The organism is Paracoccus ferrooxidans (genome assembly GCF_029909815.1).
Lineage (GTDB): Bacteria > Pseudomonadota > Alphaproteobacteria > Rhodobacterales > Rhodobacteraceae > Paracoccus > Paracoccus versutus.
The window spans coordinates 1521729-1543720 of sequence record NZ_CP038198.1; the positions used below are offsets into that span (position 1 = coordinate 1521729).

Here is a 21992-nt window from a genome sequence, read left to right on the forward strand (position 1 = left end):
TGCTCATGATATCCGGACCGACCATGCAGCGCCTGAAGGGCTTCCGCTTTCCGCGCGAGATCATCTCCTATGCCGTCTGGGCTTATCATCGCTTTGCCCTCAGCGCGGCAGATGTCGAGGATTTGCTCGCCGAGCGGGGTGTGATCGTCAGCCGGGAGGCCATCCGGCTCTGGGTGAATCGTTTCGGAACCCATTTTGCCGCCTGTATCCGGAGGGATCGGCCGGCTTCGTCGGGGAAATGGCATCTCGATGAGGTCGTGGTGCCGATCAACGGGGTGAAATACTGGCTTTGGCGGGCAATCGATGCCAACGGTGATGTCCTCGATATCCTCGTTCAGCTGCGGCGAAACGCAAGGGCAGCGCGGCGCTTCCTGCAACGGCTCATCGCCCGGTTCGGAGATCCGCGCGTTGTAATCACGGACAAGCTGCGCAGCTATTGCAAGCCGATCCGCGATCTGGCGCCGGAGGCGGATCATCGCGCCCATAAGGGCCTGAACAATCGGATCGAGGGATCACATCGTCCTACCCGAAGGCGGGAAAAGATCATGGGCCGGTTCAAATCGCCGAGGCAGGCGCAGAGGTTTCTTGCCGCCCATGACCAGATCAACACGATCTTCCGACCCCGCCGCTATTGGCTCGCCGCCATCTCATATCGCCATGCCCGGGCCGACGCGTTCGACCTATGGCACGGCTATGCCGCCGAGATGACCGCCTGATTGCGCGGACCCCCGCACATCACAGCCTATACCAAGCAACTTGGCAATGCCACGAGGACCGGCTGATCCGCGCCATCCGCGACGGGGCGCAGGATACCGTCAATCAGGCGGGCCAGCAGATCGTCCAGCGCCAGTTGCAGGTCGCACCCACGCTCACCATTCGGCCCGGCTTCCCGGTCAGGATCATCGTCACCCGCGACCTCGTATTCGAGCCGGCAGGAGGTTGACCATGACCAAGCTAAAACTCGGCCCGTTGCCCGACGACAAGCCGGTGAAGATCACCGTGGAGCTGCCCGCGCTGCTTCACCGCGATCTGGTCGCCTATGCCGGGGTGCTGGCCCGCGAAACCGGCCAGCCCGTCGCCGATCCGGTCAAGCTGATCGTGCCGATGCTGGAGCGGTTTATTGCGACAGATCGCGGCTTCGCAAAAGCACGTCGCTCGCCCCAATCTGCGAAGCCGCTTGCCTGAGCCTCATAGCGTTGGCAGACGCCGCCTTTGCCATGGAGAGCAACCTGCGGAACGCGGGATTGTCATTAGCCGGGGACCAGACCGCAGAAAATGGAAGCATCTCGCTGGCGACGGGCCGGTAGATGATGCCTGGAAGCGCGGCCACTGTCATGGCCTCGCTCACCAGCGTTAAGCCCTGGCCGATCGCTACCAGGGGCAGCAGGTTGTCCCTGCCGACCGATTGAACATGGATCTCGGGATGCCGGCCGAGATCGGCCAATTCCCGGACCAGGTGGTCATGGATCTCCTGGCCCGGCGCGGTTTCGCTGACGATGAAGGACTCACTGTCCAAGTCTCCCCACGTCACCTCGTCCAAAGCCGCCAGCGGGTGGTGATCGGGCAGAACAACGAAGACGCGCTCGGACCACAAAGGCGCACGGTCGCATCCGGGCCAGTCCCGGTTGCCGGTCAGGAAGGCGACGTCGAGGCGGAACTGGCGGATGGCCGCGACGTGTTCGGCAGGATCGCCGTCAATCAGTTCAATCCTGACGCCATTGTGAAACCGACCATAGCTTGCCAGCAGTTGTGTCAAAAAGCCCGAGGCGATGGAGGAATAGATGCCGAGCCGCACGCGTCCTTGCTCGGAGCGTCCAGCGGCGGCCACTTCATTTGCGCCTTCGCCGATCGTCCTGATCGCCCGCCGTGCACGATGAAGGAAGCGCTGACCCGCAAAAGTCTGCGACACGCCCCATGAGTGTCGGTGAAAGAGTGACGCGCCCATCCTGTCTTCGAGGTCGGCAATGCAGCGGCTGATTGCCGATTGCGACAGACCCAGTGAATTTCCTGCCTTTCGGAAGCTGCCGTGCTCGGCAGCAGCTATGAAGTAGCGTAGGTGGCGAAGTTCAATAGCATCCGAATACCTGACCAACTTTCTGGTCATGTTGCCCCGTCCGCCTTTGTCGGTAGGGCTTACGTCACCGCGGGTGCGCGCTAGATTTTGTCCTTTCGAGATCAACATTCTGCGCCTCTTATATGCAGATGCATCCTGTTCTGGCAGACACAGGCAGCAGGATAGTTTTCAGATCCGTTGATCGGTTATCGACTCAACGAAAGACTACGTTCGCCTAGCGAGACGATGTTGGTTGCCGCGAAGCTGTTGGCAGGACCACCGCCGCTTCAAAGCCGGATGAGCTTCCCGGCCTCGGCGATTGCAAGGTGAGCTTTGACGAAATCCGGTCCGCAATGCCGGCGACGATGGCAAGGCCAAGCCCGCTGCCTTCCGTTTTGGCTGCCCCCCTCTCGAAACGACGGGTCAGCCGGCCAAGCGCCTCGGCGGGCACGACGGGGCCGTCATTGGCGACGCGGAACGTGCCGTCCTCACTGAGGCTGACCTCGATCGGTTTGTCGGATGCGCCGTGCCGCAGGGCGTTCTCAATGAGGTTGCGGCCGATGATGCCAAACGCATCGGGGTCGAGGTCGGACATTACCGGGTGCTCCGGCAGGGCGAGCACGATCCGGTTCGGTGCTGTCCTCTCGATATCGTCCACGACCAGACGGGCAGTGATGCGAAGATCGGATAGGTGATCGAGCCGTAACCGCCCGCCTTCTGCTCGGGCCAGTTGCAGAAGCCGTTCCGCGATCCGGGCCAGCCGCTTCAGAGAAGCCTCGATCTCGGCGGCCCTGTGGCCGGCACCGGTATCTTTCGTTTCTACCTGTATCCGCTGGGCCTGCGCGATTGCGCCTGCCAGCGGTGTTCGCAATTCATGCGCTGCGTTGGCGGCGAAGGTGCGTTCGGCCTCGAATGTGGATTTGAGTTGCGCCAGAAGCACATTGATCGCCGCCCCCACCGGGGCGGCCTCGACGGGAAGATCGTCGCAGGCGACGGGGGCGAGGTCGCGCGGCGAACGCGCGGCCAGCCGGTCGCGGTAGCGGCGCAACGGGGCCAGACCCGAGCGGACAGTCAATACGATCGCCAACAGTGCGGCAGGGATGAATACCAGCAACGGCAACCCCAGGCCCGCCCAGACATCGCGTGCCGCCGCCGCGCGATGGGCAAGCGGCTCGGCGACCGTGAGGCGGATCGTGCCTTGGAGGGCGTCCTCGCCATACAGGCGATGGGTTGCGGTCGTGCGAAAGCCCGGCCCGTCCCATTCAGGGAAGATGGCGGGATCGGCCTCATGCGATTGCAGAAGAATTCGCCCTTCGTCATCGCGCACGATATAGGTGAGGAATTCGTCGTGGTCGCGCAGGTCGGCAAGGTGTTGTGTCACACCTTCCTCCTCACGTCCGACGATCTCGACAGCGGCCAGCGGCAGCAGGCGCTGCGCCGCCTCCTGTAGCGACGAGTCGAAGATCCTGTCCATCTCGTGCCGCAGCATGACCGCCGTGACGGCGGCGGCCGCGATCCACAGAAGCGTCAGAAGGATACCCAGCGACACCCCCAACCGCATCTGAAGGCTGCGTGGCATCGTCATGGCGAACCTAGCCGGTAGCCCAACCCGCGCTCGGTCTCGATCACCTCGGCGCCCAGCTTCTTGCGCAGCCGGCTGACATGGACCTCGATGGTGTTGCTTTCCACCTCCGTATCGAAGGCATAAAGCTTTTCCTCAAGCTGTGCCTTGGACAGAAGATGCCCCGGGCGGGTGAGGAACGCCTCGAACAGTGCCCATTCACGTGCGGTGAGCTGCACCGGCCGGCCGTCGCGGCGGATGCTGCGCGAGGCAAGGTCGACGGCAAGCGCGCCGTGGACGATGATCGGGTTGGGATTGCCGCTATAGCGCCGCGCGACCGAGCCGATCCGCGCGGAAAGCTCGGCCAGATCGAAGGGCTTCACCAGATAGTCGTCGGCACCGGCGTTCAAACCTTCGATCCGGTCCGAAATCTGGTCCAGCGCGGTCAGGATGATCACCGGCGTCACGTCGCCGCTGGTGCGCAGCGACCGAAGGAAGGTGATGCCGCGTCCGTCGGGCAGCATGAGGTCCAGCAATACCAGATCATAGCCGGTGCCGGCCATCGCATCGCCGGCCGCGTCCAGACGCGTGACCCAATCCACCGACTGGCCACCCGCGGCGATCTGGTCCCGCACGGCGGCACCCAGAACGGTATCATCCTCGATCAGCAGGATCCGCATGATCTTCCTACTCGTTTGCCTCTGGCCATTATGGCGATCCAGGCTGACGCAAAGCTGATGGCGGGACGCCCCGGGCTTCAGCATCCCGTCAGGTTCGTGGCGCAGAATGTCATCCAATGGCCGTTATACGGAGTGTGGTCCATGAAGAGATCGCTGACAATTCTGACCTTTCTCGCGGCCCTTCCGTCCGGGGCTGCACTTGCCGGCGACGACTGTGCCGTGCCGCTGGCAGATTGGCAGCCAAGAAGCGCGGTAGTGCGGCTCGCGGAAGAAAACGGATGGGTGGTGCGGCGCATCAAAATCGACGACGGCTGCTACGAGATAAAAGGCACAGACCGGGAAGGACGCCGCATCGAGGTGACGGTCGATCCCGGCACGCTTCAGGTGATCGAGATCGAATACAAGGACGGAGATGATCGGCGCTCCCGTGAGGGCAGAGAGCACAAACATGACTGAGATGATGAAGGGTGACGGCATTCAGGACGTCGCCGATACTACGCGCACGGTGCTGGTCTGGGATCCGTTGGTGCGCAGCTCTCACTGGGGTCTGGTTGCCGCCTTTGCAGTGGCATGGCTCGCGGCGGACGAGGTGCAGCCGCTTCACGAGGCGGCCGGTTACGCGGTGGCGGCGTTGCTTGCCATTCGCCTGATCTGGGGTTTCGTTGGCAGCCGCCATGCCCGTTTCACGCAATTCGTGCGTGGCCCCGCCGCGACGCTGGCCTATCTCGGGGACATGCTGCACGGGCGCGAGCGACGCCATCTCGGGCACAACCCGGCCGGCGCCGCGATGATCGTGGCACTCATGGTCACGCTTTCCGGCACCGCGCTGAGCGGCTGGCTGCTCGAACAATCGATCGAGGAGGCATTGCCAAGTTGCTTGGTATAGGCTGTGATGTGCGGGGGTCCGCGCAATCAGGCGGTCATCTCGGCGGCATAGCCGTGCCATAGGTCGAACGCGTCGGCCCGGGCATGGCGATATGAGATGGCGGCGAGCCAATAGCGGCGGGGTCGGAAGATCGTGTTGATCTGGTCATGGGCGGCAAGAAACCTCTGCGCCTGCCTCGGCGATTTGAACCGGCCCATGATCTTTTCCCGCCTTCGGGTAGGACGATGTGATCCCTCGATCCGATTGTTCAGGCCCTTATGGGCGCGATGATCCGCCTCCGGCGCCAGATCGCGGATCGGCTTGCAATAGCTGCGCAGCTTGTCCGTGATTACAACGCGCGGATCTCCGAACCGGGCGATGAGCCGTTGCAGGAAGCGCCGCGCTGCCCTTGCGTTTCGCCGCAGCTGAACGAGGATATCGAGGACATCACCGTTGGCATCGATTGCCCGCCAAAGCCAGTATTTCACCCCGTTGATCGGCACCACGACCTCATCGAGATGCCATTTCCCCGACGAAGCCGGCCGATCCCTCCGGATACAGGCGGCAAAATGGGTTCCGAAACGATTCACCCAGAGCCGGATGGCCTCCCGGCTGACGATCACACCCCGCTCGGCGAGCAAATCCTCGACATCTGCCGCGCTGAGGGCAAAGCGATGATAAGCCCAGACGGCATAGGAGATGATCTCGCGCGGAAAGCGGAAGCCCTTCAGGCGCTGCATGGTCGGTCCGGATATCATGAGCAGTAGCTATCCAAACCAAAAGCCGTGATCAACTTGGCAATGCCGTTCCACCTCATCAGTCGCCTTTACGAACGCACCTCGATCATCGTGACGACGAACCTCGACTTCGGCGAATGGCCGACCGTCTTCGGAGACGCGAAGATGACAACGGCGCTCCTCGACCGACTGACCCATCACTGTGACATCGTCGAGACCGGCAACGAGAGCTGGCGCTTCAAGACGCGGGAATGACCGAGACGCCGCTGGCCCGATCCGGTTGCGCTGTATGGAGGCTACACCGCATCGGGCCAGCTACCCGTGCTGACCAAGCGGGGTCATTATTGGGCGCCGAAAGGGGGTCAAAGTTGCGTGCCGATTGACAGCGGGATTTCCGTCTTCGTCCTCGAGCCGCAGTTCGAGAAGACTTGTGGTCCCATCGGCCACCATCACCATCAACCGAACGGAACCGATGCCCGATGGCACCTCCTGCGGTTCGGCAAGAATCCGCAGAGAGCCAATGCCTTCGCTCTCGAAATGGTATTCTGACCGCTCGGCGTCGATCCGCCATGAAACAGGCGTCTCTTCCAGAAACCCAGTCATATCCCCACCCGGCTGATCGGCCAACACAGGCGCGGACAGGCAGATCGCAATTAGGGAAAGCGCCGCGGTCCTCACTGCAACTCACCCAATACGGCTTCAAACGTCAGGCTAACGCTGAGAGTATCGTCGGGATCAGGATTTCGAAGGGCAATCCGGTCCACACTGGTTAGAACACCTTCCACCTGGCCCGCGATGGCCAGCACACCGCCTTGGTGCGAGGCGCTCGTAATTGTCAGGGAGAGTTCATCGTCCAGGTCCGCACGGTAAATGCGATACGGATCGGTATCGAGAATTGGGATATCGATTTCTGCGGAAAAGAAGTCACCATCGAGATCGCCAATCCACTCTGCGCCGAGGGACAAGCTGCCCAGGCCGCGCTCTCTCAGTGCCGGTGCTTGAAAATAGATCGAAAAACTTGAAGACGTGAAGTCGGACTGCTCTGTCCAGACCGACAGTTCTATCTCTTCGCCTGCGATCGTCCCTGACGCCGCTCCCCCCGGTTCTGCAGCGATGACGGGTACGACAAGGGCGAGAAAGCCAAATGCAGCGATGGCTGATCTGAGCATGGTCGTGAGTGCTCCCGATTCTTTGAAATTGTCGTAGTTCATTCGCCGAGCGTGATCATCGCGCGTCCGAGAACGCTCTGGCTTTGAAGGTCGAGAAACCGCACTTCGTATTGTCCCGGCTCGTCCGGGAGCTTGATTACCGTTTCGGTTTCGTCGCCCACGTGATGGACTGTAATCCAGGTAAAGTCGGGCGCATCAGCTCGTGCCAGCGCCACGCGCCGGTCGGCATCGCCAGCTTCGATTGTCCACGAAACTGTAACGATATCGCCCGGCCTTGCTGTACCAGGAACCATAAGCCCGGCACCCTCGTCTATCGGCGCATCCGCCGCCAGCACCTCGAGCGGTCGCCGGGCCATGACCCGATCGCCGCGGTCCAAATGGTAGCGGATTTCATAGGCACCAGGCTCCGCGGGTGCAGTGAACGTGGCCTGATCTTCGTCCTGAATACGGCGATAGCCACTTTGCTCGCCGTCCGGTGTGCCGCCGGGAACGATGGCTATGTAGTCGCGCGGATGTATGGCACCGGTCCAGGATAGCGTGATCTCGGCGCCGGCCCGCGCCCTGTCCGGTCCGTCAAGCGAAACATTACCATCCATCACCTCGACCGGGGTGCGGGCGAGCACGCGATCCCCCGCGTCCAATTGCAGGCGCACCTCATAGAGGCCAGGCTCGGCAGGCGCGCGAAGCTCGCCTTCGCTCCGATCTTGCATGCGATCGTAGTCGGCATAGGTGCCGTCCGCCGAGCCGGCGGGAACGATCGTGACGTAGTCGCGCGGGTGCAGGCCCTCACCCTGCCAGGTGACCGGGAACGCCGAACCGACAACGACCTGGGCCGACGCGGAAACCGTGACCTCTGCATCGACCACCTCGACCGGGGTGCGGGCGAGCACGCGGTCCCCCGCGTCCAATTGCAGGCGCACCTCGTAGAGGCCGGGCTCGGCAGGCGCGCGAAGCTCGCCCTCGCTCCGACCTTGCATGCGATCGTAATCGGCATAGGTGCCGTCCGCCGAGCCGGCGGGAACGATCGTCACGTAGTCGCGCGGGTGCAGGCCCTCACCCTGCCAGGTGACCGGGAAAGCCGACCCGACAACGACCTGAGCCGGCGCGGAGACAGCAACCTCGGCATCGACCACCTCGACCGGGGTGCGGGCGAGCACGCGGTCCCCCACGTCCAATTGCAGGCGCACTTCGTAGAGGCCAGGCTCGGCAGGCGCCCGCAGCTCGCCCTCGCTCCGACCTTGCATGCGATCGTAGTCGGCATAGGTGCCGTCCGCCGAACCGGCGGGAACGATTGTCACGTAGTCGCGCGGGTGCAGGCCCTCGCCCTGCCAGGTGACCGGGAATGCCGACCCGACAACGACCTGGGCGGGTGCGGAGACCGTGACGTCGGCATCAACCACCTCGACCGGGGTGCGGGCGAGCACGCGGTCCCCCGCGTCCAATTGCAGACGCACTTCGTAGAGACCGGGCTCGGCAGGTGCACGAAGCTCGCCTTCGGTACGGTTCTCCAGCCGGTCATAGTCCGCATAGGCTCCGTCTTCGGCGTCGGCGGGGACAATTGTCACATAATCACGCGGAGCCAGACCCTCACCTTCCCAGCTCACCGTAAACGCGGAGCCAACCAAGGTTTGTGCAGGGCCGAAGACCTGGGCGGTGGGCTGTTGCGACGTGATGGGCGGGAAAATGGCGTGGACATTGCGCGCGCTGTCCAACGCCAAACTGGCCTCGGTCTGCGAGAAGTCGTCCTGCGCCGTCGAATGGACCGTCACGATATAGTCGCCGAACGGCAGATCCGTGATGAAGGGGTTCGCGGTGCCGGTCTGCACCATGTTGAACGAAGTATCCGATATCTCCCAGATCACCTCGCCGGACAGAAGCGGAAGCTCCAGTGGCGCTGCTGGCCGCTCCCAGATGGTCTCGTCGCCGATCTCCTCGCCTCCGAGATTTGCGGTGAAGGTGAAACTCCCTGAGGCCGGCGCGGCAGTGACCTCGCGCAAGGCTTGGTTGAGTTCCTGGGCATTGTCGGCAGTCAGGAAGCGGCCGCCGGTTTCCTCGGCGATGCATTGCATCTGCAACAGGGCGTCGGCTTCGCCCCGCACATCGAAGCCAATGACATGGGCGGTAAAATCTACGCCCGCTTCTTCCAATGCGCGGGCGGCGGCGCAGGGATCAGGATTGCAGGTCTCGATCCCATCGGAAACCAGGATCACCGTCGCCGCCTGTTCGGTGTGGCGCAACGCCTGAGCCGCGGTGACGACGGCATCGGTCATCGGGGTCATGCCCCGCGGGTTCAACCCTTCAACGATGCCGGCGATCTCTGCCGCAGTGCCGGGCGCGGGTTCGACCAAGGTTTCGATATCCGCGCATTGCCCGCGCTCGCGATGGCCATAGGTGACGAAACCGAGATTCTGATCGGCGGGGAAATCCGACACAATGTCCCCGACGACATCGCGCGCGATGGTGATTTTGTTTATCCCATCGATCTGCCCCCACATCGACCCCGAGGCGTCCAAAACAAGGATCGTGCTGGGGCGCTCCTGGGCAAGCGCCGCCGGCGCAAGGGCGGATGTCAGGGCGATAAGCCCGGCGGTCACAAGAGATCTCATGCGGCTTCTCCATCGCGCGCTGTCCCGAAGCGGGCACCGGCGCGCTCTTTCAGCTTGCGGAAATGTGAGGACATCTGCTCCAGCCGCGCATCCCACTCAGGGTCGGGCTCCTGGCCATCGGTGATCCTGAAATAGACCTGCATCAGGCAGGTGACGGCGAAGGGCTCGAGAAAGGCAGCCTTGACGCTCCAGGCGAACAGCAACGCGAAAACGAAGCCGCCCGCCGACCAGGCGCCGGGCATGACGTAGACCAGTGCCGCTGCCGGGGCGAGCATCACGAGGAAGATCAGGAAGGCGAGACCATAGGTGAAGAGCGTCAGCCAGGCGGCGTTCCGGAGCATCGCCTTCCAGTTCTGGCCATATAGCACCAGCGCCTCGCGTGCGGATCCCCAGGGATCGGTCGAGCGGGTGCGGATGGCATGGGCGAGGATCACCTCATCGATGAAGCCCACCGCCACGCGCAGGAAGGCCTGCACAATGCCCATCAACTGCCGGACATAGGGGATCGGCAGGATGGACAATACACCGCGCACAAGGCCGATGACGGCGCGAATGACTCCCTTGACCAGTTGGTCCAGCGCGAAGAGCAGTGAGGCCTGGCCGAAGCGCCCCTTCACCACGGCCGTTGCATGGGCGATCTGGCCGCGTCCTTCCGGCAGGGGCTTGCCGTCAATCAGTTCGACAAGAACCGCGACATGGCCTGCCTTGACGATGTAGAGAATGTATTCCCGAAGCCAGTACATTACAGCGCCGGTCAGGCCAAAGCCGGCAATGCCGCCCCAAGCCATCGCGGTCGCGCGGAACTCGTCATCCCCGAAGGCGCCAACGCCCCAGCCGACCCCGATACCGGCGCCGGTGGCCAGAATATAGGCCAGTGTGATTCCGAAATAGACGGCGGCACGCAGGAGCACGAAAGGCAATGTTCGGCCCAACAGTCCGAGAGCTTGTCCGATATTGAAATCCCACATGGCTCCGGTTCCTTTTGGGGCAATCAGCTTGAAGGTTGAGATGCGGGGGCAGTCTGTTCGCCCCCGAAATGGCGTCGCAGCCAGGCATTGATGTCATTGGCGACCTGCCCAGGTCCATCGCCCGATACGCCCCAACGTGACAACGGAACCCGTGTTGCCGGGCGGGTGTTGCGAAAAACCAGAACCACCTTCGAGGTGCTGCGGTCCTCTCGCGAGGTATGGCTGCGGTCAAGTTCGGCACTGTCGAGCGCCTCGAGCGGATAGTCCCGCTGACGCGTGCCGAGGCGCGATGTCCGGATGATGCTGACCAGCCCCGACCCTGCGTCCAACCTGAGCCGTGTGCGCTCGGACAGGGCGATATATCCCGCGAGAAAGGCCCCGTTCAGCCCGACCAGCAGCACCAGCGCGGTCAGGATTTCTCCCCCGATCAGATTGGCCAGCCCGATCAGGGTGATCGGCAGGACAGGCAGCATGACGAACCACAGGATAAAGCGCGGTATCGCCAGTTCCAGTTCCAGTCGTTCGGGCGTATTCGTCTCAATACTCATGACGGGTTTCCCTTTCCCTGGCGGGAAAGCCAGCCATTGACGACGCCCGTCAGATGCGCCACCTCTTCGGGATCCGGGCGGAACATGGGCACTATGATCTCGCGCCGCTCTGGTCCCGATCCGCAAATCAGCACCAGCCGGGTCTCATCGTTTCCTGCCGCCGTGCCATAGTGCGCGATGCTTTCCAGCTTGTGCAGGTCCGAGAGTGCGAATGTCTCTTCACGCCGCCCGCGCAATGTGGTCACACGCAGCCGGACAAGACCGGCATGCCTGTCCAGGCTCAGTTGAGTCAGCTGCACCAACTCGTGCATGTAGAGCCAACCGATCAGGCCCACCACGGCAAGCACGATGATCCCCGTTCCGGTCGCACCATCCCCGATGGCTGCCAGGCCCGCCGCGATCGCCACCAATATCACCGCCGCAGCAATCACCGCCCGCCGGACCGGACGATTCTCGATCTCCAGCACGCTGTCGGAGATTTGCGTCACGCGCAGCGGATCAGCCAGAAACTCGGCCAGTGTCATGGGCCTGCACCCAACGACGTGTCGATCCGCCCCTCGACGTCGCGACAGTCGTCCGGGGCATCCCGGCGGCATAGGGTTGCCGCAAAGCTGGCCTGGATGCGGCCTTCATCCTCAAGATCCAGCAGGTCGATCGACATCTGCGGCGGCTCTTCCTCGCTTTCCCAGACCGCGCCCGCCATCGCCCCGCGATCGGGCCGCATGTCGATGGTCAGACCGGCGGGCGGCGTATCTCCGGAAGGCTTGCCGTGAAAGATCAGGCCGATAGAAATGCTGCCGTCACCAAGTGCATGCAGTTCGATCATGGTCAGCGGGCCGATATCGGTGATCTGCACCATCGCCGAGCCATCATCCTGACGCATCACCTGCCAGTTCAGTTCTTCACCGTCCAAGTTTGCCCCGATCTCGCCGATGGCGTCCAATGCACCAGCGGGGGTTGCGATTCCGAGGGCCAGGACAAGCGGGACAAGCACCTTCATTGGCATTCCTATCGGCTGATCAGCTGTTCGCGGACGCCCCGCGCCGAATTGCGTTTTGTTCCCATCGCCTCATTGGCCGAGAAGAAACTGATGATCCCGTCCGAGCGCCGCGCACCGGTGCCGAATTGCCATTCGAATTGCGGCGCCGAGGCAATCTGGCAATCCTGAACCAACGCCCATTCCCAAGGCTCCGCGCCGGGCTCGGAACCCGTTGAAGTCAACATATAAAACTGCGGGTCCATTGCCTCGCCACGCACAAAGTCAAAGCGCAGCGGCTTGTTGCCACCTCGAACCGGCACCAGTTCGGTCTGAATGCCGTCCGAACCCAGATACAATCGGTTGCGGTTCCGATCATAAATGATCTCGAAGGTGCTCTCCTGAACGCCTATTGCCACACTCGTTCCGATGGCGGCTTCGGTCCACGTTCCCGCGATCAGCGGACCAATCTGTCGCAGGTCAAAATTACCGGCGCGATGGACGTCCGCGTGGCAGACCGGGTTGGACGGTTCACCGGCCAGTGCTGAGGTTGCCGTAGCGATCAGCAGCAGGGCCGCAGTTCGGGCAAAGGCGGGTCCAGCCATCTCAGTCAAGCTCTTCAAGCCGGGTGTCGAAGCTGAAGGTGACGGGCCGGGTTTCGGATGAGGGGCCGCCACTGACTTGCCCGGTGAGCGTGCCCTTCAAGGCGACAATCCCGTCGCCCGGCGTGAATTCCTCCAGGGTCAGTGTCAGGCTGTCCTGATCGCCGGTCCAATTCCGTCCCATGTCGCGCGCAAAGATGATCGTCAGCGCCATTTCGCCGGGCGCGGGCAATTCGCCATTGATCGTCAGTTCCAGATTGACCGGCCCCTGATCGCCCTCCATCTGTGAGGCAAGCAAGGAGGCATCGGCATAGTTGCCGATGATCGTCGCGCCGGACAATTCGGGGGCAACAGTCAGCTCCAGCGGCTGATCGCCAAAACTGCCGGTAACCAGCCCTCCAGGCTCGTCGGCCAGCGCCGGCAGCGCCAGAAGACAGGCCAGAACAGGTATGCCCGCTCTTCGCATGGTCGAGAAGATGGTCAAGCGTAGATCCTCCTGCTGTTTGATTCCGAGTTTAGTTCTGCTCAAGACTGGCCGCCCCGTTCGTTTGAACGGGGAACATGTAGTCTCCTGTGATAGAGTTCAGTCCGGAACCTGGTTTTCATTTTGGGTTGTGGTGATGAGCTTGCGGTATCACATCGTTCAGACCGCGTTGATGACGGCACTTGTGTTCATGGCCGTACCAGCGGCTGCCGAGGACGTCCTGCTGACCCTGACCGGCGCGGTCACGGACGGCAGAGTGGAGATGACGCGCGCGGATTTCGATACGATGGACTGGCATGAGTTTTCGACATCGACCAGCGTCACAGATGGCAGGCCGGAGTTCCGCGGTGTGCTGATGCGAGACGTCCTCGCCCATGCCGGAGCCGAGGGAAGTAGTGTGCGCGCGACAGCGTTGAACGACTATGTCGTCGATATACCTGTCGAGGATTTTCACCGGTTTGATGTTCTAGCCGCGCTTTACATGGATGACGTGCCTCTGACCCCGCGTGACAAGGGTCCAGTCTGGATCGTCTATCCGCGCGACAATCACGGCGTTCTGGCCGATATACGGTATGACATGCGATGGGTCTGGCAGCTTGTCGCGCTGCATGTGCAATGACCGGCACAGGCGGGCGGGCCCGCTATCTGTGGCTTGGTGGGCTGGTGGCGATCTGCCTGGGCCTGTTGGCGCTGGCTGCGTGGCAGCTTGTGGTGCTGGAACGCCAGATGCGCATTGCCGCAACCGAGAACATGATCTGGGTCTTTGGCCAGACGCAGATCGAGGCCTTGAACCTTGCGCTGGCGCTCTCGGATGAGGCAGCGCCACAACAGATCCAGACCCGTTTTGATATATTGGTTTCGCGGCTGACGCTGTTGGAAGATGGGCCGCAACGTCGCTTTCTCGAGAATGCGGGAGTGTCCGAAACACTTGCACGCTGGCGCAGTGGGCTTCTGGCGCTTGACCCCGCGCAAGGTGCCGATCCGGCCGCGCTGCGGGCACATGTCACGGCGCTGGTCGCTGCACTAAGGACCAAGGCGAGTCTGGTGATGTCCCATGAATGGCAGAGTCAGGCCACGCGCCTGGACAGCCTGAGGCACCTGCATTTGCTTGCGCTGATGTCAGTGCTGGGGGCTGCTGTAGCGGGATTGGGGCTGGTGGCAATCCTGATCGATCGTGAGAGGCGGCTGATGAGCGGACAGCTGGACCACCTGCGGGCTGAGAAGCTCGCCAGCGATCTGGAACGCGAACGCGAAACCGCCGAGAACCACCGCCGGTTCGCCGACCTGATTGCCCATCAGTTCCGCACGCCGCTAGCCGTAATCGACAGCGCGATGCACCGCCTGACGCGGCGCAGCGGCGGCCCGGTTCCACCAGAACTGATCTCGGAAAAGGCGGCGGTGTCCCGTGAGGCGGTCGCGCGGCTCGTGAAGTTGACAGATACCGCATTGATGATGTCCCGGCTGGAACGCGATGCGGTTCTTCCTAGCCTGCGCGCCCATGACCTAAACGATCTTGTATCTTCAGTCATTGATGACCTGATGGCGACGGCGTGGGACCGCGACCCGGCCCGTATTCGGCAGTCGGTGCAAACAGAACCAACTGTCGCGCTGTGCGATCCGATGCTGACCGCCGAAATCCTGTCCAACCTCCTGCGCAATGCGCTCTTGTATTCTCCGCCCGATTGCCGCGTCGATGTGAGTGTTTTTCAGTCGCGGGACTGCATCGTCTGTCGGATCGAGGACAGAGGGAGGGGTATGTCGCCCGAAGAGATTGAGTGTGCTTTTGACAGGTTCTACCGAGGCAGCGGGCACGAGACTTTGCCCGGCTCCGGATTGGGGCTGACGCTTGCGCGCGATCTGGCGCGAATACAGGGAGGAGACGTGACCTTGACGCAGCGTGACGGGGGAGGCCTGACAGCCGCGCTTTACCTGCCGAAGGATGACGTCGCATGACCGCGCCACTGATCCTGTGTGTCGAGGATGAACCATCCCTGCGCGACGACATCGCCTTCGAACTGCACGAGGCCGGTTACATCGTGAGCGCCGCCGGAGATGCGCGCGAGGCGCTGGCCTGTCTGGAAAGGCAGCGCCCCGATCTGATCCTCTGTGACATCCTGATGCCCGGCATGGACGGCAAGAGGTTCATGTCCCATTTGCGCCGGACGAGACCCGATCTTGATGACGTGCCCTTTGTCTTTCTGACTGCCCTGTCCTCGCGCCAGCAGGTAATCGATGGGCGCATGGCGGGGGCCGACGATTATGTGACCAAGCCCATTGATTACGACCTGCTTCGTGCCACCGTTGAAGCGCGCCTGAACCGGATGCAAAGGTTGCGCGCAATGCCGGGAGATCGATCTGGCCTGGCCGCCCTCGACCGCCTGGCTCTTGGCGTGGTGCTGCTCGATGCCAATGGCGGCGTGGTCCATGCCAATCCTCTGGCCCAAAGCTTGTCGGGCGCGGCCGGAATCTCGCTGAGTGGGCGTTTTGCCGCCAGCGGCGAAAATGGCCGGAAGCTGTCCGCGTTGATCGCAGGGTTGGCCCCGGGTAAAGGGATGGCGCCGACGGGGTTGCGCTTGGACGATGGGTGCCAGCTCATGATTATCGGGATGTCGCTGCCAGCGCACTCGCACCATGATGAGGCGGTCGCCATGCTGATACTGAGCGGCACAGACAGCAAACCTCCTATGGACACTGCGACGCTTGGCCAGTTGTTCGGCCTGACGCCGATGGAAGCCCAGGTCGCGTGTTTGTTGGCAGAAGGGCTGCGCCGCAGCCAGATTGCAGACCGGTTGGCGATCTCGGGCACGACCGTCGCATTCCATCTGCGAAACATCTTCTCCAAGACCGGCGTGCAAAGGCAGGCGGAACTGGTGGCGTTGATTCTGTCAGTACCACTGGCGCAGCCGGTGACCTGAGTGAAGCGGCGCATTGAATATCTGACATAGCGATCAAGACCGTTCCGCAACGAACACGAAGGACTTGTAGTCAGTATGTTCTCATATGTTCTCGTCGCTTCATTCGAACGCTTCAAACCCGACGATGGCTACAATGATAGCCGGTGAGTTGCCGGAAGCTGCGCCGGAGACACCGGTGGATGTCTGGATGTGGACCTTCTTTAAGTCCATCCGCACGGTCCGTGATATATCCTTCGATGCTGCTGCCAAATTGATGCGTGTGGATTGCCGGGAACGGACCTTGCAATCGCAAAGAGTGGAATTGTTCCTCGAGGATCGTCAGGTGGCCGGCGAAACGGGCGCCGAGCCGATAGAAACGCCGGAGGCCGGCACGTTCCATTATTTTGTAATGATGGATATTTGCGTCCCTTCGCAGCGTGTTGCCCTGGATGCACCGTTTCCAGACCATCGCACCGCTCGCGCTGCTTTGAATAGCCAGTGATCCAATACCACGCCTGCCGCTGTTCCCTGGGACGTCCTGGCCGTGATTACCGCGCGGACGGGTCGCGGATTGAACTGAAGCAGGCCATCACGGCGTCTCTGTTGGTCCGTAATTTTCGAATGGCGGCGCTCAATTCCCCGCCCCCGGACCATAAGCGGTCCTGGTCCGGTACGCCGAATTCCGTCTTGCCGAGAAGGAAGCTGATTTCGCCCACTTGCCGGTCTGCCCCGAGGGCCTCGAATCGTTCACCCAGATCGTCCCAATGCGCTTCGAGCGTGGTGAGCACGGCCGCTTCGTTTTCCGCCGTCTCCCTCAGCCCTTCCAAATCGGCGGCTGTCCCTGCATGACCGGCCAAGCGGGCTTCCCGCGCCATGTCTCCCAGATACGCTGACAGAACGGTTGCATATGACCGGGCGCCGTCCAGCAAACCCATACAATGCCGATACCTGTCATAGGGCGCCTGGACGGCCGCACCACGGGCAGGAGGTTCGGGTTGCGCCGGTGATGGCGAGGCGGGTATCATGGGCGCAGAAGAAGGCGCGGGCGATACTGACGGTGTTGTCCGATTGAGTATCTCAGGATCGATCCGGGCCGGCGGCAGGCCGAGGCCTAGCGCCTGATTGAGAACGCCGGCCTCGAACACCACCGCATCGAGCATCGTCCGGGCGCGCGCGGCCAGCCCATCCGGCCCCTCCCTGTCGGCGACGCCGCCGGGGACGAAGATTCTGATCGCATTCTGATCCGGCTCCGCCCCGGGAAAGGCGGCGGCATGGACCTCGTGGGTCAGTTCGCGCGCCAGCCAGGCGCCGACGAGGTCTGCCCTGTCCGAGGACAAGGTGCTGACGGACCGGATGGTCAGCCTGATCTCGCCCGGCGCGAGGCCGATACCCTGCTCGTGCGCGCGCTCGGAGACGGGGGCTTGCGGGAGATGTCTGTCGATAACGGCGAACATGTCACCTCGTCTCAGCACCGCCATCAGGCGGGCCGTGGCGACTGGAACCGTGCGCCCGCCAATCGCGACCTGACGCGGTTGCGGGCCTGCCTGCACCATGAAGAAGCCGCTGCGGCCGACCGGGTCGTTTCCGTGACCCAGCTTGCGCGCGCGTATGGAGACGCCATGCTCGTCGCCCGGAAGCAGAAGATCGTTGGTGCGCCAGCCATTGGCTCCGTCCACCCAGGTCAGGGTGATGCACTGGCCAATCCCCGTGATCGGGCGGGTATCCTCGAACGTCATCTCGCAATATCGGCCGTCCGGTATCAGCGGGCTGGTATGTGCGTTCTGCTGCGTGACGATTGGGAGCTGCGTCTCGTAGCAGCCGGAAAGCGCCAGCATCGCGGCGGCGGTCAATGCGGTGCGTATCGAGTGCCCATACCTTGCCATCGTCATGGGCTGTCCGGCCTTTCCATCATCGGCGCTTCCGCTTCAATCGCCGCCACGATGCCGGCCGCATTGGCGAAGCGTGCCAATTGCGGCCATGCCGCTGCCGAGAGGTTGATCCAGTTGCGTCGCTTGCCGATGCGCCCCGGTGGGTCGACCGTCCTGCCTGCTGGGATCGCCGCACCTTCGGGCCAGAGCTCGTATTCTTCATAGGGGCGGTCGAGCCAGGCGCGAAAGACCTCCTGCCCGCTACACACAGCGGCAATCGACAGCCAGCCCGAAACGTGCGGTTCAAGGGCGATCTGCGCACACTCGCCGGCCAGCTCTGCCAGGACTTCGAGCCGCTCCCCCTGGCGGTGCGCGCAAACCCGTAGCGTTATCGCGCCGCCGCAGCCCGTTTCCAGCAGCCAGCGCGGGGCATTGCTCAGCACATCCGCGAAATCGTCGAGCGCGGCGGCGGCGGCGATACGGGGCGGCGTCTCTTCGCCTGTCATGCCATCGAACCAGGATGGCGGAACCGGGGGTGACGTCTCGCTTGCCGGCGCATGCTCATTTATTGGCATCCGCCACGCTTCCGTCATAAGCCTCGGCAAAGCCGGCAAGGGACAGGTGCTGCTGGCAATTTGTTTCGCATATTCCGCTGTCGATCTCGAGAATGTCGTTCGAGGAAACGATGTCACCATCGGCCCCGCGGAAGAGGATTTCGAAGCGCAGCACGCCCTGGGCGGCGTCGCCGTAGAGGTCGCCATAACGTCGAGGCGCAGTTTCGCTCGCGGCCAGCATGGCGGCGACAAGATCGGGGCCGAAGGTGAAGCGGTAGAGGTTCTTCCCTTCGACATAGAGCGGCGGCCAGTGGAACCGGTCCGAAGTAGGTGGCGCGTACTCCGGCGCGGCGGCGCGCCAATCCTCTGCCCCCAGCCGCACGATCACGGCTTCCGGCGTCAGGGCACGGGCCTCGCCCTGCCACCTATGCGGCTCATAGGCGATGTCGACCAGCAGCGCGGCGGCGTCACGCGGCCCGGCGGCAGGAAGGGTGGCGATGACATAGATGCCGTCGTTCCAGTTCATGGCCGCGCTGCCGGGAGGATAGCCGTCGCTCGACCACCGCATCGCCACGCTCGGCACCGCATAGCCATCCGCCGCCTCACCGAACCACGGCGCCTCACGAAACCACGGGCAAATCTCGGACGCATAGGTTGCATCGGCGCAACTCCACGCGGCGCTGGCCGGGACGGGCAGCGCAAGGGTTGAAAGCAGGACGAGAAGGGCCGCTCTCATGGCCCTGCCTGTGGATGCGGAGCGACCAGGCACCCCGTGCGCCTGAACACGCCGCGCGGCATCGGATCGCGGTCGGCGGTTTCATCCTCGGTCAGCGCCGCGGCATCATACCAGAGCGCGCGGCCGATCTCGGGCAGCATGATGTAAGGCGGCGCCTCCTCGCCGCTCATGGGAGGCTCGAACGCAATGTTGAGTTCGGCGTCGAGCGTGAGGAAGCGCAGGGCGCTGAGGATGTCGGGATCGGTGACGCCATCGGCGTTGGCGCCAAAGGGCGGGCCGAGCAGGTCGCGCGGACCGCTATCCGCATAGGGGTCGGTGACGGGAAAGACAGTAATGCCGGAATAGCCCTGGGAGACGGAGAAGGTGAACCAGTAGTCGCGCTGCGGCGTGGTGAGCTTGAGATAAAGATCGGAGGCGATGGAGGCCATGTTGCGCGCCGGAACGAGCCCGATGCGCCAGACCTCCTCCGTATCGGGGGCGGTCATTTCATAGACGGCCCGCTCGGCCTCGCAGGTTGCGGGGCCAACCACCGGCGCCTGAGACATTGCAGGCAGGGGAAGAAGGCAGAGCGCCGCGGCGGTCAACAGCCTTGTCATTGTTCGAACTCCGCACGGTCGGGCAGCGAGGTCGAGAATTTGAGCATCAGCCCGGAAAATCCGGTCTGCGCGGCCACCTCGCTGCCTTGGGGGATGAACGTTAAGTAGGTGTCGAGTGTGCGCGGCAGGCGGGGCGACGGCCCCCAGACGGTGGTGACGATCAGCTCCGGATCGACCGCGTAGAACGGATCGCCACCATCGGTGGTGTGGGCGATGGTCTGGCCAAGCAGCCGCGTCACCGGCTCCGGGTCGATGGGCGCCATGGCCGCGAAATCGTAGAGATGGCAGCCCAGTGCATCGAGATATTCGGTCAGCAGGTAGCTGACGGCCAGAAGATGCGACCGCCCGCCGATCTCGCGGGTGAACCAGGCGCCGTCCGATCCTTGTGAAAAGTCAGGGTCTTCCGCGATTTCCTCGGCAAGCAGCGCCTCGGCGTGGGCAATGAAGCCGTCGTAGTCCGCGTTTTCGCCGGTGACGACCGGCTCCCAGCCGAGTTCTTCGGCCAGCGCCAGCGTGCCCTTGTAGCTCAACCGCTCGGGGATGCAGACCTCGCCGAAGGCGGCAACGAAGGCCTCGCCGTCGGGCGTTCCCGCTTGGACGGGCGACATAAGGAGGGCGGCGAAAGCGACGGAAATGATCAAGCGGAATGTCGGTATCAATCGCCGCAATACTCCTCGATCCATTCGTCGCAGAGCGTCGTTCGTGCTTGATTGGCGTAGACCTGATCCCCGGAGGCCGCCACTTCCCGAAGCATGGCAACGCCCGTCTCCGCCTGCTCAACGGTCGATCCGGCCCCGTAGAGGTACATGCGTGCAAGGTAATACCGCATCCCCCAGTTGGTGACGGTGTCCGAACTGGCCGCGCGGTGCGCGATCTCGTAGGCGAGCATGAAGGCTGACCTGCCCCCCGGTCGTCCCTCGTTCATAACGAGAGTCCTTGGGGTTGATATTGGTTGGTTTCGGGTGTGGCAAGCGCGCCGGGCGCGGAGCCCTCAGATTGCTCAAGCGCTCGGCGCGCGTCGGACGGGGTCTTGTTGCCCAGCGAGGAATGGGGCCTGACGTTGTTGTAGTCGTAGCGCCAGAGGGCCAGTTTGCGGCGGGCATCAGCCAGGCTGTCGAAGATTTCCTCGTTCAGGCATTCGTCGCGCAGGCTGCCGTTGAAGCTTTCGATGTAGCCATTCTGCTGCGGCTTGCCCGGGTCGATGTAGTGCCATTCGACGCCGTTCGCGTTGGCCCATTTCAGGATGGCCTTGCTGGTGAACTCGGTTCCGTTGTCGCTGACGATGCAAGCGGGCTTGCCGTAAATCCTGACCAGCGCATCCAGTTCCCGTGCCACCCGAGCCCCAGAGATGCTCGTGTCAGCGATCAACGCCAGGTTCTCGCGGCAGCAATCGTCGTTCACAGCCAGAATGCGGAACTTGCGGCAGGCCCCGAACGTGTCGGACAGGAAGTCTAACGACCACCGCTGGTTTGGCCTCAACGGCGCTGGTATTGGCGTCCGGCTACCTCGTGCCCTCTTGCGGCCACGCCTGCGGCGCACCGACAGGCCCTCTTCCCGGTAGATGCGATAGAGCTTCTTCTCGTTCATGATCATGCCCTTGCGCTCCAGCAGGATGCCCACGCGCCGGTAGCCGAACCGCCGGCGCTTCTCGGCAATCTTGTGCATCTCCTCACGGATTTCCGGGTTGTCGGGTGGCCTGTCACGCCGCACCGTCTTCGGATCGACACCGATCAGGACACAGGCCCGACGCTGAGAGATCGGATGATCCTTCATCGCCCGCAGCACCGCGTCCCGCCGTTGCACCGGTGTCGTCAGGGCTTTCCCAAGAGATCCTTCAGAACCACGTTGTCCAGCATGGCATCGGCCAGAAGGCGCTTCAGCTTCGCGTTCTCGTCCTCGAGCTGCTTCAGCCGCTTGGCGTCCGACAGGTCCATCCCGCCATACTTCGCCTTGAGCTTGTAGAACGTCGCGGGGCTCAACCCGTGCTTCCGGCAAAGCTCGGAAGTCGGCAAACCCGCCTCCTGCTCCTTGATCATCCCGATAATCTGCGCCTCGGTGAACCGGCTTTTCCTCATGTCGTCTGCTCCTTCTCAGG

General features: G+C 63.0%; 28 protein-coding genes and 2 pseudogenes. 10 read left to right on the plus strand and 20 right to left on the minus strand.

Annotated elements, in window-relative coordinates:
* Nucleotides 1-5: 5 nt before the first annotated feature.
* The 3 genes and pseudogenes from E3U26_RS07570 to E3U26_RS07580 all read left to right on the plus strand — a co-directional run bounded on the left by E3U26_RS07570 (nucleotide 6) and on the right by E3U26_RS07580 (nucleotide 1185).
* Nucleotides 6-716, plus strand: a complete 711-nt coding sequence (locus tag E3U26_RS07570) for an IS6 family transposase (RefSeq protein ID WP_499104695.1) — start codon at nucleotides 6-8, stop codon at nucleotides 714-716.
* A 53-nt stretch (nucleotides 717-769) separates the two neighbouring features.
* Nucleotides 770-943: pseudogene (locus E3U26_RS07575) on the plus strand (TrbI/VirB10 family protein); the annotation flags it as partial.
* 2 nt (nucleotides 944-945) lie between these two features.
* Nucleotides 946-1185: a DUF2274 domain-containing protein gene (locus E3U26_RS07580; RefSeq protein ID WP_499104696.1), complete on the plus strand. Its 240-nt coding sequence runs from the start codon at nucleotides 946-948 to the stop codon at nucleotides 1183-1185.
* On the opposite strand, the gene E3U26_RS07585 is transcribed toward E3U26_RS07580, so the two are convergent.
* From E3U26_RS07585 to E3U26_RS07595, 3 genes are all read right to left on the minus strand, one after another.
* Complete coding sequence (locus tag E3U26_RS07585) at nucleotides 1118-2104, minus strand: LysR family transcriptional regulator (protein ID WP_499104697.1); 987 nt, start codon at nucleotides 2102-2104, stop codon at nucleotides 1118-1120. The two genes, E3U26_RS07580 and E3U26_RS07585, sit on opposite strands and share 68 nt — an antisense overlap.
* A gap of 184 nt (nucleotides 2105-2288) precedes the next feature.
* Nucleotides 2289-3638: an ATP-binding protein gene (locus tag E3U26_RS07590; RefSeq protein WP_205293979.1), complete on the minus strand. Its 1350-nt coding sequence runs from the start codon at nucleotides 3636-3638 to the stop codon at nucleotides 2289-2291.
* Nucleotides 3635-4294, minus strand: coding sequence for a response regulator transcription factor (locus E3U26_RS07595; RefSeq protein WP_062562794.1), 660 nt, complete (start codon nucleotides 4292-4294; stop codon nucleotides 3635-3637). Before E3U26_RS07595 ends, E3U26_RS07590 begins: the two co-directional genes overlap by 4 nt.
* Before the next feature lie 141 nt (nucleotides 4295-4435).
* Between E3U26_RS07595 and E3U26_RS07600 the strand changes: the two genes are divergently transcribed.
* The gene (locus E3U26_RS07600; protein ID WP_062563333.1) at nucleotides 4436-4750 is read left to right on the plus strand and encodes a PepSY domain-containing protein; all 315 of its coding nucleotides are present in this window, start codon (nucleotides 4436-4438) and stop codon (nucleotides 4748-4750) included.
* Nucleotides 4743-5180 carry a cytochrome b/b6 domain-containing protein gene (locus E3U26_RS07605; RefSeq protein WP_499104698.1) on the plus strand — a complete coding sequence of 146 codons (438 nt, stop codon included), beginning with the start codon at nucleotides 4743-4745 and terminating at the stop codon, nucleotides 5178-5180. Before E3U26_RS07600 ends, E3U26_RS07605 begins: the two co-directional genes overlap by 8 nt.
* A gap of 26 nt (nucleotides 5181-5206) precedes the next feature.
* On the opposite strand, the gene E3U26_RS07610 is transcribed toward E3U26_RS07605, so the two are convergent.
* Nucleotides 5207-5917, minus strand: a complete 711-nt coding sequence (locus tag E3U26_RS07610) for an IS6 family transposase (RefSeq protein ID WP_499104695.1) — start codon at nucleotides 5915-5917, stop codon at nucleotides 5207-5209.
* A 48-nt stretch (nucleotides 5918-5965) separates the two neighbouring features.
* On the opposite strand from E3U26_RS07610, the pseudogene istB reads away from it, so the two are divergent.
* Nucleotides 5966-6151, plus strand: a pseudogene (gene istB / locus E3U26_RS07615) (IS21-like element ISPkr1 family helper ATPase IstB); the annotation flags it as partial.
* 60 nt (nucleotides 6152-6211) lie between these two features.
* On the opposite strand, the gene E3U26_RS07620 reads toward istB, so the two are convergent.
* From E3U26_RS07620 to E3U26_RS07660, 9 genes are all read right to left on the minus strand, one after another.
* Entirely contained in the window at nucleotides 6212-6499 is a 288-nt protein-coding gene (locus E3U26_RS07620; protein ID WP_499104699.1) for a hypothetical protein, read from the minus strand.
* Between the two features lie 71 nt (nucleotides 6500-6570).
* Nucleotides 6571-7107 (minus strand): hypothetical protein, encoded by a 537-nt coding sequence (locus tag E3U26_RS07625; RefSeq protein WP_011749582.1) that lies wholly within the window; start codon nucleotides 7105-7107, stop codon nucleotides 6571-6573.
* Nucleotides 7104-9671: a vWA domain-containing protein gene (locus E3U26_RS07630; RefSeq protein WP_114669544.1), complete on the minus strand. Its 2568-nt coding sequence runs from the start codon at nucleotides 9669-9671 to the stop codon at nucleotides 7104-7106. The genes E3U26_RS07625 and E3U26_RS07630 overlap by 4 nt, the downstream gene beginning before the upstream one ends.
* The gene (locus tag E3U26_RS07635) at nucleotides 9668-10639 is read right to left on the minus strand and encodes a hypothetical protein (protein ID WP_072463935.1); all 972 of its coding nucleotides are present in this window, start codon (nucleotides 10637-10639) and stop codon (nucleotides 9668-9670) included. The genes E3U26_RS07630 and E3U26_RS07635 overlap by 4 nt, the downstream gene beginning before the upstream one ends.
* Before the next feature lie 23 nt (nucleotides 10640-10662).
* Nucleotides 10663-11187 carry a TMEM70/TMEM186/TMEM223 family protein gene (locus E3U26_RS07640; RefSeq protein WP_011749579.1) on the minus strand — a complete coding sequence of 175 codons (525 nt, stop codon included), beginning with the start codon at nucleotides 11185-11187 and terminating at the stop codon, nucleotides 10663-10665.
* Nucleotides 11184-11711 (minus strand): hypothetical protein, encoded by a 528-nt coding sequence (locus E3U26_RS07645; RefSeq protein ID WP_011749578.1) that lies wholly within the window; start codon nucleotides 11709-11711, stop codon nucleotides 11184-11186. Before E3U26_RS07645 ends, E3U26_RS07640 begins: the two co-directional genes overlap by 4 nt.
* Nucleotides 11708-12187, minus strand: coding sequence for a hypothetical protein (locus E3U26_RS07650; RefSeq protein ID WP_011749577.1), 480 nt, complete (start codon nucleotides 12185-12187; stop codon nucleotides 11708-11710). The genes E3U26_RS07645 and E3U26_RS07650 overlap by 4 nt, the downstream gene beginning before the upstream one ends.
* Before the next feature lie 8 nt (nucleotides 12188-12195).
* Nucleotides 12196-12768, minus strand: a complete 573-nt coding sequence (locus E3U26_RS07655) for a hypothetical protein (protein ID WP_011749576.1) — start codon at nucleotides 12766-12768, stop codon at nucleotides 12196-12198.
* 1 nt (nucleotide 12769) lies between these two features.
* On the minus strand, nucleotides 12770-13249 hold the full coding sequence (locus tag E3U26_RS07660; RefSeq protein ID WP_072463934.1) for a hypothetical protein: 480 nt from the start codon (nucleotides 13247-13249) through the stop codon (nucleotides 12770-12772).
* A gap of 136 nt (nucleotides 13250-13385) precedes the next feature.
* Between E3U26_RS07660 and E3U26_RS07665 the strand changes: the two genes are divergently transcribed.
* From E3U26_RS07665 to E3U26_RS07680, 4 genes are all read left to right on the plus strand, one after another.
* Nucleotides 13386-13868: a putative pterin-binding protein gene (locus E3U26_RS07665; protein ID WP_083539298.1), complete on the plus strand. Its 483-nt coding sequence runs from the start codon at nucleotides 13386-13388 to the stop codon at nucleotides 13866-13868.
* The gene (locus E3U26_RS07670; protein ID WP_323009527.1) at nucleotides 13865-15202 is read left to right on the plus strand and encodes a sensor histidine kinase; all 1338 of its coding nucleotides are present in this window, start codon (nucleotides 13865-13867) and stop codon (nucleotides 15200-15202) included. Before E3U26_RS07665 ends, E3U26_RS07670 begins: the two co-directional genes overlap by 4 nt.
* The gene (locus E3U26_RS07675) at nucleotides 15199-16164 is read left to right on the plus strand and encodes a response regulator (RefSeq protein ID WP_072463932.1); all 966 of its coding nucleotides are present in this window, start codon (nucleotides 15199-15201) and stop codon (nucleotides 16162-16164) included. The genes E3U26_RS07670 and E3U26_RS07675 overlap by 4 nt, the downstream gene beginning before the upstream one ends.
* Before the next feature lie 133 nt (nucleotides 16165-16297).
* Nucleotides 16298-16645 (plus strand): hypothetical protein, encoded by a 348-nt coding sequence (locus tag E3U26_RS07680; protein WP_272857852.1) that lies wholly within the window; start codon nucleotides 16298-16300, stop codon nucleotides 16643-16645.
* A 46-nt stretch (nucleotides 16646-16691) separates the two neighbouring features.
* Here E3U26_RS07680 and E3U26_RS07685 read toward each other — a convergent pair whose 3' ends face one another.
* The 7 genes from E3U26_RS07685 to E3U26_RS07715 form a co-directional block, all read right to left on the minus strand.
* On the minus strand, nucleotides 16692-18032 hold the full coding sequence (locus E3U26_RS07685) for a hypothetical protein (protein ID WP_499104700.1): 1341 nt from the start codon (nucleotides 18030-18032) through the stop codon (nucleotides 16692-16694).
* Nucleotides 18029-18517, minus strand: coding sequence for a hypothetical protein (locus tag E3U26_RS07690; RefSeq protein ID WP_072463929.1), 489 nt, complete (start codon nucleotides 18515-18517; stop codon nucleotides 18029-18031). Before E3U26_RS07690 ends, E3U26_RS07685 begins: the two co-directional genes overlap by 4 nt.
* A 55-nt stretch (nucleotides 18518-18572) precedes the next feature.
* Complete coding sequence (locus tag E3U26_RS07695) at nucleotides 18573-19301, minus strand: hypothetical protein (RefSeq protein WP_499104701.1); 729 nt, start codon at nucleotides 19299-19301, stop codon at nucleotides 18573-18575.
* Nucleotides 19298-19897 (minus strand): hypothetical protein, encoded by a 600-nt coding sequence (locus tag E3U26_RS07700; RefSeq protein ID WP_499104702.1) that lies wholly within the window; start codon nucleotides 19895-19897, stop codon nucleotides 19298-19300. Before E3U26_RS07700 ends, E3U26_RS07695 begins: the two co-directional genes overlap by 4 nt.
* Nucleotides 19894-20538, minus strand: a complete 645-nt coding sequence (locus E3U26_RS07705; protein ID WP_499104703.1) for a hypothetical protein — start codon at nucleotides 20536-20538, stop codon at nucleotides 19894-19896. The genes E3U26_RS07700 and E3U26_RS07705 overlap by 4 nt, the downstream gene beginning before the upstream one ends.
* A gap of 14 nt (nucleotides 20539-20552) precedes the next feature.
* Complete coding sequence (locus E3U26_RS07710) at nucleotides 20553-20786, minus strand: hypothetical protein (protein ID WP_499104705.1); 234 nt, start codon at nucleotides 20784-20786, stop codon at nucleotides 20553-20555.
* A 32-nt stretch (nucleotides 20787-20818) separates the two neighbouring features.
* A protein-coding gene (locus E3U26_RS07715; protein WP_114537220.1) for an IS3-like element ISPfe1 family transposase occupies nucleotides 20819-21972 on the minus strand; the annotation gives its coding sequence in 2 pieces (ribosomal slippage) (nucleotides 20819-21726 and nucleotides 21726-21972; 1155 coding nt in all).
* Nucleotides 21973-21992: the final 20 nt, after the last annotated feature.